Annotated in this window: 11 protein-coding genes; 6 read left to right on the top strand and 5 right to left on the bottom strand. The window is 71.5% G+C overall.

Features of this window, described 5'->3' with window-relative positions; translation table 11 throughout:
- Window positions 1-323: 323 nt before the first annotated feature.
- Window positions 324-1,166, bottom strand: a complete 843-nt coding sequence (locus tag ACZ5CR_RS43210) for a patatin-like phospholipase family protein (RefSeq protein WP_468868579.1) — start codon at window positions 1,164-1,166, stop codon at window positions 324-326.
- Between the two features lie 207 nt (window positions 1,167-1,373).
- Here ACZ5CR_RS43210 and ACZ5CR_RS43215 point away from each other — a divergent pair, with 207 nt between their 5' ends.
- Entirely contained in the window at window positions 1,374-2,168 is a 795-nt protein-coding gene (locus ACZ5CR_RS43215; RefSeq protein ID WP_468868581.1) for a TetR/AcrR family transcriptional regulator, read from the top strand.
- Here the strand turns inward: ACZ5CR_RS43215 and ACZ5CR_RS43220 are convergent.
- A complete protein-coding gene (locus ACZ5CR_RS43220; RefSeq protein ID WP_468868584.1) occupies window positions 2,158-2,619 on the bottom strand; it encodes a DUF5707 domain-containing protein in 462 nt (153 codons plus the stop codon). The genes ACZ5CR_RS43215 and ACZ5CR_RS43220 overlap by 11 nt on opposite strands.
- 289 nt (window positions 2,620-2,908) lie before the next feature.
- Here ACZ5CR_RS43220 and ACZ5CR_RS43225 point away from each other — a divergent pair, with 289 nt between their 5' ends.
- Genes ACZ5CR_RS43225 through ACZ5CR_RS43235 form a run of 3 tightly spaced genes read left to right on the top strand, consistent with a single transcriptional unit; the run spans window position 2,909 to window position 6,343 of the window.
- Window positions 2,909-5,329, top strand: coding sequence for a sensor histidine kinase (locus ACZ5CR_RS43225; protein ID WP_468868586.1), 2,421 nt, complete (start codon window positions 2,909-2,911; stop codon window positions 5,327-5,329).
- On the top strand, window positions 5,326-6,003 hold the full coding sequence (locus ACZ5CR_RS43230) for a response regulator (protein WP_468868588.1): 678 nt from the start codon (window positions 5,326-5,328) through the stop codon (window positions 6,001-6,003). The genes ACZ5CR_RS43225 and ACZ5CR_RS43230 overlap by 4 nt, the downstream gene beginning before the upstream one ends.
- A gap of 40 nt (window positions 6,004-6,043) precedes the next feature.
- Window positions 6,044-6,343, top strand: a complete 300-nt coding sequence (locus ACZ5CR_RS43235; protein WP_468868591.1) for an SCO4225 family membrane protein — start codon at window positions 6,044-6,046, stop codon at window positions 6,341-6,343.
- Window positions 6,344-6,376: 33 nt separating this feature from the next.
- Here the strand turns inward: ACZ5CR_RS43235 and ACZ5CR_RS43240 are convergent, their stop codons facing one another.
- Window positions 6,377-7,054, bottom strand: a complete 678-nt coding sequence (locus ACZ5CR_RS43240) for a DUF4232 domain-containing protein (RefSeq protein ID WP_468868595.1) — start codon at window positions 7,052-7,054, stop codon at window positions 6,377-6,379.
- 492 nt (window positions 7,055-7,546) lie between these two features.
- Window positions 7,547-8,143, bottom strand: a complete 597-nt coding sequence (locus tag ACZ5CR_RS43245) for a TetR/AcrR family transcriptional regulator (RefSeq protein WP_468868599.1) — start codon at window positions 8,141-8,143, stop codon at window positions 7,547-7,549.
- Between the two features lie 207 nt (window positions 8,144-8,350).
- Between ACZ5CR_RS43245 and ACZ5CR_RS43250 the strand changes: the two genes are divergently transcribed.
- Both ACZ5CR_RS43250 and ACZ5CR_RS43255 read left to right on the top strand, forming a co-directional pair.
- Window positions 8,351-9,676 carry an MFS transporter gene (locus ACZ5CR_RS43250; protein WP_468868601.1) on the top strand — a complete coding sequence of 442 codons (1,326 nt, stop codon included), beginning with the start codon at window positions 8,351-8,353 and terminating at the stop codon, window positions 9,674-9,676.
- Window positions 9,669-10,625, top strand: a complete 957-nt coding sequence (locus ACZ5CR_RS43255) for an MBL fold metallo-hydrolase (protein WP_468868604.1) — start codon at window positions 9,669-9,671, stop codon at window positions 10,623-10,625. The genes ACZ5CR_RS43250 and ACZ5CR_RS43255 overlap by 8 nt, the downstream gene beginning before the upstream one ends.
- 24 nt (window positions 10,626-10,649) lie before the next feature.
- On the opposite strand, the gene ACZ5CR_RS43260 is transcribed toward ACZ5CR_RS43255, so the two are convergent.
- Window positions 10,650-11,288, bottom strand: a complete 639-nt coding sequence (locus ACZ5CR_RS43260; RefSeq protein WP_468868607.1) for a DUF4232 domain-containing protein — start codon at window positions 11,286-11,288, stop codon at window positions 10,650-10,652.
- Between the last annotated feature and the right edge of the window lie 250 nt (window positions 11,289-11,538).

The following is an 11,538-nucleotide window of genomic DNA, read 5'->3' on the forward strand; positions in this document are numbered from 1 at the left end:
CTTCTACCCACACGCGCGCCTGGTTTCTTCTTGCGTTTGCGCTGGTGGTCCCGTTTTCTCTCGACAACACAGTCCCGGAACACCCCCGGGTGGGGGGGGGGGGGGGGGGCACACCCCCCCCCCCCCCCCCCTCCACTGAACTCGATCGAGCTGACTGACAGGAGCTTCCGACTGTAACGCGCGGCCTGCGGGCGTGAGGGTGTGAGATCTGGCCTGGACGGGCTAGTTGGGCGATTACAGGGCGGTGAGCCTCCGTGCGGGGAGTGCGGGGAGCGCGGGGAGCGCGGGGAATGGGGGGAGCGCAAGGGAAGGCTGCCTCCGCGTCAGAGCGCGGCCATCGTCGCCGCGAGCGCTGTCGCCTGGCGGTACCCCGCGCGGGCCGCATCCGGGCGGCGGGCGTCGGCGGTCATGTTGCGGCCCATGGCGCGGCGGGCGGCGGGATCCGGGGTCAGGAGAGTGACTTCGGCTCCCTCCGCGGCGAGTTCGGCCGCCTGCTGCTGCGCGCTGGGATGCGGACCGACGGCGGACGGGATCGGGGAGACGGCCAGCACCCGCCCGTAGCCGCGGGCCAGGTGGATGTTGGTGGTGGAGCGGGTGCCGCCGTCGATCCACCGGCGACCGGCGAGCGTGATCGGCGGCCAGATCAGGGGCACCGCGCAACTGGCGGCGACGGCTTCGAGGAGGGTGACGTCCGATTCCGCGTCGAACGTCTCCACGCCGCCGGTCAGGGCGTCGACCGAGGCGATCCGCAAGGCCTGTCCGGGCCAGTCCCGCTGCCCGCGGAGTACGCCGCGCAAGGCGTCGAACACCTCGGACTCAGGGACGGTGCGGGCGGCGACGGCGGCACGGCCCAGGCGCCGCACGGAGCGCTCGGGGTCCCGGGAGGCGAGCGCCGCCCAGAGGAAACGGAGTGTCTGGGACGCGCTCACGTTCAGCTCGATCCGGTCCGTTCCGGCGAGCTGGCGCTCGTACAGCTCGCGCGGTGGTTCGCCGCCCGCGATCCGGGAGCCGTATATCGAGCCTGCCGATGTGCCGATGGTGACGTCGGCCCGGCCGAGGTCGATGCCGGCGTCCGTGAGACCGGCCAGTACCCCGGTCATCCACGCTCCACCGACCGGCCCGCCGCCACCGAGCACCAGCGCTGTCCCGAGTGCTGTCCCGCTCATGCCACGCCCTTCCTGCTTTTCGTGTCCCGTGTCTCGTGTCCCGCGCTCGTGTCGCGAAATTTAAGTGGGGAGTGATCCCCACTTGCGCATGCGACGATAGCATCACTACCGGGGAGCGCTCCCCGCTTGGGGTGCTCGGCAGGTGGACGGATGGGACGGATGGCAGCTGGGTGGCAGCTGGACGGCATCCGGATGGCAGGGAGAGCGATGACGACCGGCGACTCACACCGCGCGACGCCTCCGCGGCGCCGCGACGCGCGGCGCAACTGGGATCTTCTGGTGGGGGCGGCCCGCGAGGTGTTCGCGGAACAGGGGCTCGAAGCGCCGCTGGACGTGATCGCCCGCCGGGCGGGCGTGGGGAACGCGACGCTCTACCGGAACTTCCCCACCCGCGCCGTCCTCATCGACGCCGTCTTCCACGACCTGCTGACCGGCACGATGGACGCCGGTGAGCGGGCCAGGACCGCCCCGGACGCCTGGGCCGCGCTGAACGACTACGTGAGGGCCGTCTTCGTCACCCTGGCCGGCGACCGCGGCACCAACGACCTCATGACCACCCACCTGCAGGGCATCGAAGCGCTCCAGGCCGTCCACGCCCACAACCGCGAGACGATGGACATCCTGCTGAGCAGGGCCCGCGAGCAGGGCACGGTCCGCGCCGACGCCACCACCGAGGACGTGCTGTTCGCACTCGCGGCTTTGGGGCGAGCCATCCCGGCCCTGACCACCGTGACCACGACCGCCGCGAACGCGACTACCGGGACCACCGCGAACGCGACTACCGGGACCGGGACCGGGACCACCGCGAACGCGACCACCGCGACCGGGACCACCGCGACCGCACCCGAAGCCTGGCATCGGCCCCTGGCCCTGTTCCTCGACGGACTGCGCGCCTCCCCGACCGTGCCGACGCTCCCCGCCCCCGCCCTCACGCCCGCCCAACTCGGCGACGTACTCATGGAATTGGGGCCACACCGAACGACCGGAAACGTCAGCGCCTGACGTCGAAGGTGGCGGCGCGCGGCACGAACGTCGTGCCCCCGTCCTTGGCCGCCGCCCGCGCCGAGACGTACCAGGTGCCCTGGTCCAGCTCCGCCGCCTCCTTCTTCGTGACCTTCAGCGTGTAGGTGCAGCGGGACGTCTCGTCCGTGGTGCTGCGGCACGTGGCGCTTTCCACACTCCGGAGCTCCGCCTCGGTCGGGTCGAGCTTCGAACTCGCGGGCCACGCAATGACCTTGAGCCCCCGGACGCCCGAGTCGTCGCTCACGTCCGTGGTGAAGGTGAGCGAGCCCGCGCCGCCGCCGTCGGACGGCGGGGCGACGTAGCGGGCCGAGCTGTTCTCCAGAGTCGGCTCCGTCGGGGCCGAGTCCGACGCGATGGCGATTCCACCGGCGGCGATTCCGCCGACGACGACAGCACCGATGAGCGACGAGACAACAATGCGCTTGGACATGGGAGTACCCCTTGAATCAGTGTGAATCAATGTGGATCGGTGTGGATCGGTGTGGATCAGTCGTGGGGGAGTGCTTCTCGATGTGATCGAGGCGATGGCGCGACGCAGGGCGCTGACCTCGGGCTGACGGACGATTGCCGTCTCGAACCAGAGGTAGAGGAGGCCCCCTGGCCGTCCGCCCGCCGGGGTGCGCCGCCCGCACCTATAACCCAGGTAGGAGGGGCGCTGAGCGACATCAGCCTCAAGCCGGAGCCGCTCCGCTCACCCGCGGTCATAGCCTTGATCTGTCATGAACCGAACCGACGACCGGCTGCTCCCGGTCCTGCTGATCTGCGCCCAGGCCGTGGTGTGGCCCGGTGTGCCGCTGCTGCGCGGGGCCGTTCCTTCCGGGGCCGCGCTTCTCGTGGCGGCCCTGGTCGCCGGAGTGGCGACGGCCGCGCTCGCCCTTCGCCGTACGCGCCCGGTGCTCGCCCTCGTCGTGGTCGCCGTCGCCTGTGCGCTGGGGGCCGGGCCGCTGCCCGCCGGGGCGACGGCGGTGCTCGGGGCCGCGGGGGTCGCCCTCGCCCTGTTCACCGTGGCCACCGAACGCGACACCTTCACCGCCGTGATGTGCGTGGTGGCGCTCGCGGTCTGGCAACTGCTGCAGGGCATCACGCTGCACGGCCTCAGTGATCAGAACGGCCTCGACCTCGTCCTGACCGCTCTCCTCTACGCCGCCGCGTGCGGCGCCGGTCTCCTCGTACGACGGAAGAGCCGCGCACGGCAGGCGGCCGAAGCGCGGCTGAAGCGGGCCGAGGCCGAGCGGCACCGCCTCCCCGCGGTCGAACGGCGGCGTATGGAGCGGGAGTTGCACGACGTCAGCGCCCACCACCTGACGGCCGTGGTGGTCACGGTGGGGGCGGCCGTCGGGCTGCGCGACCGCCGCCCCGAACTGGCTTCACAGGCAGCGGAGTTCGCGGTCGAGACCGGCCGCGAGGTCACCCGGGCGCTGAGCGCGGTGCGGGCCCCCGCGCCCTCCCGCGAACAACTGCCGTCGCCGCAGGAGCGGCTGCGGGGCCTGGTCACGGGCTTCCGCCGCCTCGGCCAGCAGGTGGACATGGAGATCGACCCGCTGCCGGACGGCGCCGTCGCCGACGCGGCGTACGGCATCGTGCGCGAGGCGCTGACCAACGTGGCACGGCACGCTCCCGGTGCGCATACGAAGGTGCTGTGCCGGTACGGCGACACGCGCACGGACGTCGTGGTGACGAGCGCCGTACCGCAGGCCGACTCGGCGGCCCAGGCCCAGACTCACGTCCAGGCCCACGCCCAGGAACGGGCCCAGGCCCAGGACCGGGCGCACGGTGCGGCGAGCCTGGGCGGTGGACGCGGCCAGGGGTTCCTGCGGTCCCGGGCGCGGGAGGCGGGCGGCACCTTGCACAGCGGCCCGACGGAGGAAGGCGGTTGGGAGGTACGAGCGGTCCTGCCCGGCCGGACGGCTGCCCCGGTGGAGCGCTCCACGACCTGGAACTACCGCATCGCGCAGCTGACGGCGACAGTCTGCCTCCTCCTGCAACCGCTGCTCCCGGCACTGGTGATCAGGACGGATACGGCGTCGAACGCCCAGCGCGTGTCCGCGGGCGTGCTCTTCGCGCTCCTCGCCGCAGCACAGGCGGTCGCGCTGCTGTGGCTGCGCCGGGCGCCCCGCGCCGCCCAGATCGGCCTGCTCGCGCTTGCCCCGCTGTGGCCGGTGGCGATGGCGGCGGGCGACTACACCGGTCCCGTGGTCCTGCCGCCCGCGCTGAGCATGCTCGCCACCTGCGCGGCGCTCGCCGCGGACGCGGCACGTCGTACGCCCCCTCCCGAGAGCCGCGCGCTCGCCCGGGTCCTCACGCTCGCGGCCGTGGTGGTGCATGCGGGGGCGGCCACCGCCGCAGTCCTCGACCGGGGTACGACGGTTCCCGCCTGGGTGGTCGCCGCGTGCGCGACGGCCGGCGCGTCCGTGGCTGTCGGTGCGGCCCGCAGGGGCGGGACGCTGGCGCGCCGACGCGACTCGGCTGCCAGGGACACTCAGGAGGAGCGCCTCGCCACCTGGACCGAGGAGGCCGTCCGGGACGCGTGGGCCGAGCGCCGCCGGATCGCCGCGGGCCTGGAGACCACGGTCCTGGCGCGCACCGCGGACATGGTCACGGAGGCGGAGGCGGGCAGGCTCGACGAGACGGCCGAACGGGCCCGCGACGCGTTGGCGGCGATGCGCGCGTTGCTGGACACGGTCCGGGAGGGCGAGGGCGAGGGCGAGGGCGAGGGCCAGGGGGACGGGGGCGGGGACGGGGAGAAGGAGAGAGAAGGCGATCGGCGGCCGCAGCCCACCCTCCAGGCCCTGGACCTCCTTGCCCGGCAGGTCAGGGCGACCGGCCGCGACGTGGAGGTACGGCTGACCGACCGCGTGCCGGACCGCCTCCCCACCGCCGTGGACCTGGCCGCCTACAACGCCGCCGAGACGCTGCTCGCGACCGGCGGCGAGGAGCCCGCGGTGCTCGTACTGGACGCGGACGGAGATACGTTGACGCTGACGGCCACCGGAGTGCCCGGTTCGGCGGTACCTGTCGTACGAGAACGGCTCGCGACCCGGGTCGAGGCACTCGACGGCACCCTGACCACGACCCCGGCGGGCACGATCAGCCTCGGGCTTCCGCTCGGGCCGCGGACCGAGGAGGAAAGGGAACGATGAGCCTGAGAGTGCTGGTCGTCGACGATCAAGGCATCGTGCGGGCGGGGTTCGCCGCCGTGATCGACGCCGAGGACGACATGACGGTGGTCGGCGAGGCGGCCGACGGCGTCGACGCGGTACGGCTCGCCGCGGAGCTCGCGCCCGACGTGGTGGTCATGGACGTACGGATGCCCGAACTGGACGGCATCGCCGCGACCCGGATCATCACGGGCCGGGAGGGTGCGCCTCGGGTGCTGGTCCTGACGACGTTCGACCTCGACGCGTACGTCTTCGACGCGCTGCGCGCGGGGGCCTCGGGCTTCCTGCTCAAGGACGTACACGCGTCCGAACTGCTGCACGGCATCCGGGTGGTGGCGGCGGGCGAGAGCGTGCTCGCCCCGTCCGCGACCCGCAGACTGATCGGCCACTACGCGTCAGGCCCGGTCACCGGCGCGGGGGCAGGACCGCACGCTCTGACCACCCTGACCGGCAGCCAACGCAACGTCCTCGCCCTGCTCGCGTCCGGCCTCAACAACGCGGAGATCGCCGAGGAGCTCGGCATCACGGTCGGCACGGTGAAGTCCCACGTGAACGCGCTCCTGCGGAAACTCGGCCTGCGCGACCGGGTGCAGGCCACGATCCTCGCGTACGACCTGGGCCTGGCCCGCCCCAACCCACCGGGCCCCCATCTCTGACAACGGACCGCAACGGTCACCACGGAGGCTGCTCATCACCATGCCCGGCATCAACCGCCGCCCCAAGGTCGGCACCGTCATCGCCCTCGCCTACCTCGCTGCCTGCGCCGTCCTGCTGGTGTGGGCCCTGGTGGTGAGCGCGAGCGACAGCTCGGACGAGTCCATGGCGGGCGTCATCCCCCTGCTCGCCACGGCCCCTGCCAGCTTCGTGCTCCTGGCGCTCCCGGACGGCACCGCGATGGTGATCGGCGCTGTCGCCGTCGGGGCGCTGGTCAACGCGGCGATCATCAACTGGTGCGCGCGTGCGCTGAGCCGGGGGCGGGGGCGGGGGCGGGAGTGAGGGCGAGGCAGAGCCGGTGACCGGCATGCTCGCTTACTGCTTGCCGGTGCCGACCGGGTCCACGAAGACCTTGCCGTCGGCGCCGACCGGGAGGTTGAGGTCGGTCGACAGGACCTTGGAGTGGGTCTCGTTGGGCGGGGTGACCTCGATGGCGCTGACGTACACGGGGTCCTCGCCGGTGCCGTCGTTCGTCGGGGTGTGGAGGGTGAAGCGGGTCGTCTCACCGGTGTTGAGGACGACGGCCGGGGCGGCGAGCTTGCTGCGCTCGGCGCTGAGGGGCCCGGAGGCGTCCTCGGACCTGAGGTCGACGCCGGGGAAGCCCTTGAGCGAGCAGGTGTCGCTCTTGTTCTTGAGGCTGACTATGAGGTCGCCCTCGGCCATGCCGTGAGAGGCGCTGAAGCTGAGGTTGGCCGTCTTGCAGTTGCCGGTGGTGACCTGCCCGCCACCGCTGCCCTGGCCGGACGCCGTGGCGGTCGAGTCGCCGCTGGTGTTCTTGGCGTTCTTGTCGGACGCGCTGCTGCCGGAGGCCGCGTCAGAGGACCCGTCCGAGGACCCGCCTGAGGAAGAGGACGAGGAAGAGGAGGAGCCGGACCCGGACCCGGAGCCGGAACCGGCGCCGCTCGCGTCGGAGTCCTTGTCCCCCTGGCAGGCGGTGAGCGAGAGACTCGCGGCGAGGGCCACGGCGGCGAGAGTGAGGGTCTTGGCGCGCATCGTTTCTTCCCTACGGTCGGTGCCGTCTGCCCGGCACGAGTGAGCGTTACTGATCATCAAGACACGCTCGCGAGTGGAAACGTTCCGCTTGGCCGCCCCTAATGCATGCCTGTTACACGCGATTGTGGGAGCGAGGGCCGGGCGGTGGCGCCACCGCCGAGCGCGTACGGCTTGAGCTCGACGACGACCCTGCCGCCGAACCGCCGATCAGCCCCCTGAAATCGGGCTTTAGCCTCATGAGGGCGCTGATTCCGTGCGCGCCGCAGCGCGCGGGAGCGTCGGTTCCAGCACCTTTCGCCGCAGTCCTCCGCGCTCCCCCGCGCTCCCCCGCGCCCCCCCCCCCCCACGGTCCTCCGCGTCCCCCTGCGGCTGCTGTCCGCTGGGACAGATCCGTAACAGGCAGGCCCTTGAACTCATTTGCCATCGCATACTCACCGCAGTCTCGCCACAGATTCACCACACCGCGGACTCGCCGAGCGGGGGGCTACAGGACTATGCGCGGTGCAGGTTGCGGAGCAGGACGTCGACCGCCGTGTGCAGAGTCGCCGCGGGCACCCCGTCGCGCAGCTGTGTGGAGAGGCCGAGAAGAAAGCTGTGGATCATGGTGGTCACGCCGTCGACGTCGGCGTCGAGTTCACCCGCGGCGACGCCCCGCTCCACGCAGGCCCTGATGCGCACCCGGTCCGCTTCCCGCTGGGCCGCGACGGCCGCGCGTACTCCGGCGTGCTCCTCTCCCGGTGCCCGCATCGTGCCGGACAGGGCGATGAGGCAGCCGGTGGGGTGGGACGCGTCGGCCTGCATGTCGATCGAGCCGTGCAGCAGACCGGCCACGGCCTCCCGCGGGCTGACCGTCTCGTCCTCGATGACGGCGACGGCGCCGCCCGGCCCCTCCATGTAGTGCTCGACGACCTGCTTGAACAGTCCTTCCTTCGAGCCGAAGGCGCCGTAGAGGCTGGCGGACGAGAGCCCGGTGGCCGCTCGCAGCTGCGCCAGCGAGGTCGCTTCGTACCCCTGCTCCCAGAACAGCAGCATCGCGGCCTCCAGTACGGCCTGCATGTCGAAGGCGCGGGGACGGCCGGCGGACGGCACATGAACCTCCTGCATCGCGCAACGGGCGTTTCGGGCGGGGAGTGCTTCCCCGGCCTCTTCCATATTGGACCAACTGCTCCACAAAGCGCCAGGAGCTCAAGGTCGAGGTGTCGAGGCGTCGACGGCCGGACGTGACCCTGATCACTTACGGATCATTCGATCCGGAATGCCTTGACCGGCGCGCCGAGCCGGGACGAGTATTCCGGCATGAACGATCCAGAATCCAAGGACGCCGATGTCGGCGTCCGCCCCTCACTGAGCCGCGCGATGGTGCTGCTGCTGGCGGTGACCTGCGGCGCGGCGGTCGCGAACATCTACTACGCACAGCCCTTGCTGCCCGTTCTCTCCAAGGCGCTCGGGGTCTCCGAGGGGGCCGGAGGCCTGGTCGTCACCGCCTCGCAGATCGGCTACGCGCTCTCGCTGGCGCTCCTTGTGCCGCTGGGCGACGTACTTGAACGGCGCCGTCTCGTGAGCGGGCTGCTCGCCCTGAGCGCCGTAGCTCTCCTCGGCGTGGCGGTCGCCCCCTCGATGGGCGCGCTGTACGCCTCGGTCGCGCTGGTCGGGGCGACCTCCGCCGTGGCGCAGATCGTGGTGCCCATGGCCGCCTCGCTCTCCGCCGACCATGAACGCGGCGCGGTGGTGGGCACGGTCATGAGCGGCCTGCTCATCGGCATCATGCTCGCGCGGACCGTCGCCGGGGCGCTGGCCGAATTCGGGAACTGGCGGCTGGTGTTCGTCTTCGCGGCGCTCGTCATGGTGGTCCTCGCGATCACGCTGCGCCTGGTTCTGCGTCCCGTACCGCCGTCCGCGAAGACGCCCTACCCCCGGCTGCTGCACTCGGTGGTGACGCTGGTGCGCACCGAGTCGCTGCTGCGCAGGCGCATGGGTCTCGCCGCGGTCGGCATGGGCGGCTTCACGGTCCTGTGGACCGCCTCGTCGTTCCTCCTCGCGGGACCCACCTATGGGTACGGTCCTGCCGTCATCGGCCTGTTCGGCCTGGTCGGGGTCGTCGGGGCCGCCGCCGCGACGGCGGCAGGACGGATGGCGGACCGCGGCCGTGCCCGCCAGGTGACCACCGGCGGACTGATCGTCCTTACGGGCAGCTGGGGCGTGCTCGCCTTCGCGGGGCAGGGAGGCCCGCTCGGTCTGGGCGCGCTGATGGTCGGCATCGTGGCGCTGAACCTGGCCCAGCAGGCACTGCTGATCAGCCACCAGAGCGTCCTGTACCGCCGTGTCCCGCACGCACGCAGCCGGGTCACCACGGCGCTCATGGTCTCCGCGTTCGCAGGCAGCACCGTCTCGTCCGCCCTGACGGCCGCGCTGTATCCGCTCGTGGGCTGGGCGGGAGTCTCCGTGCTCGGCGCGGTGATCGCGCTGATCGGTCTCGCGATCTGGGCCCTGGAACTTCTCCGCCCGAGCCCCGCGGAACCACTCGCCGACCCGTCGTCGAACGAAATGGCCCGCGCGGCCCGCACCGCTCCCGCAGGCGCGGAGCACACCCCATCAGACGTCAAGAAGACCGCTCATGCCTGAGATCCGAGGAAAGGGACCCACCACCATGACCACCAACGAGCAGACCACCGCTGCCCACCCGCACCCGCACCCGCACCCGCAGCACGATCCCGCCGAAGTGGACGATTCGGGATGCCGACTGCCGCGCCTGTGGACGCGGACTCTGGGCGACCTGACCCTCACCTACGTTCCCGACGCGGGCGTTCACATGATTCCCACCCGGGTCTACCCCGCCTCAGCCGACGAGGACTGGACGGAACACGGCCCTCACATGACGGACGCGGGCCACCTGGCCATGAGTTGCGGTGCGCTGCTCGTCGAGCGTCATGGCAGGCGACTGCTCCTCGACGCGGGCCACGGCCGCATCTCGGGCGAGGACCCGGAGCACTTCCAGCACGGCTTCGACCACGTACAGAACCTTCCTGATCACCTGCGACGCCTGGGCGTCGACCCGGCCACGCTGGAGACGGTCGCCTTCACCCACCTGCACGACGACCACACCGGCTGGGCCCGTCCTGACGCCGTCGACGACCCGCGCAGCCTGTTCCCCCACGCGCGATGGATCGTCGGGGCAGGGGAGCTCGAGGGCCTGGACCCGGCCTCAGGACCCCGGCTCGCCGGACAGAGCGAACGGACCACGGCCGTCGCCGACGGAACGGAGATCGCCGAGGGAGTACGTGCCTGGGCGCTGCCCGGACACACCCCCGGGCACACGGCCTGGATCCTCGACACCGGCGACGGCCGCCGGATCGTGGCCTTCGGCGACGCCATGCACTCGCCCGTCCAGATCGAGCACCCCGACTGGGAGGTCGTCCTGGATCACGACCGGGCCCTGGCCGAGCACTCACGCCGTCGGCTCGTGGAATTCCTGGCACAGGACGGCGTGTTCGGCTTCGGCGTGCACTTCGCCGATCAGCAACTCGGGACTGTCGATGGCGGCGGGCACTGGCGACCCTGGGAGGGCAAGTAGGCCTCCTCGGTCACTGCTTACTACTTACTGCTTACCGGTGCCGACGGGGTCGACCGTGACGGTGGAGACGGCCTTGTCGGTGACGGGGATGTTGAGGGAGACCGGCAGGGTCTTGGAGTGGGTCTCGTTGGGCGGGGTGACGACGATGGTGGTGATGTCGAGACCCGATCCGCCCGTGTCGTTGCGCGGGGTGTGGAGGGTGAAGCGGGTCGTATCGCCGCCCTTGAGGACGACGGCAGGGGCGGCGAGCTTGCTGCGCTCGGCGCTGATGCCGCCGGGGCCGGAGTCGGCCTTGAGGTCGACTCCGGGGAAGCCCTTGAGCGTGCAGGCGTCGCCACCGGTGTTCTTGATGCTCACCAAGAGATCGCCCTCGCCCATGCCGTGGGAGGTGCTGAAGGTGAGGTTGGCCGTCTTGCAGTTCCCGGTGGTGACCTGCCCGCCTCCGCTGCCCTGGCCGGAGGACCCGGTCGAGGAAGAGGACGAGGAGGAAGACGAAGACGACGAGGGAGACGAGGACGAAGACGAGGACGAAGACGAAGAGGACCCGGAGCCGTTCCCGGAGCCGTTCCCGCTCGCGGAGGAGTCCTCGTCCCCCTGGCAGGCGGTGAGCGAAAGACTCGCGGCGAGGGCCACGGCGGCGAGCGTGAGGGTCTTGGCGCGCATCGTTTCTTCCCTACGGTCGGTGCCGTCTGCGTTCGGCACGAGCGAGTGTTACTGATCACCAGGACACACCCGCCCGAGGTAAACGTTCCGTCCGGCCGTCCCCTAATACCTGCCTGTTACACGGAAATGCCTGCCTGTTACGCAGAATCGCCGCCGGGGGGGTGCCCCTATGACTTTGGTCAAGGGGTTGGGGCGGGTTGGGCTTCGTAGAAGGTGCCGTCGCGGAGCATCGCGAAGAGGACGTCGGCTC

Source organism: Streptomyces sp. NPDC031274, from assembly GCF_055570235.1.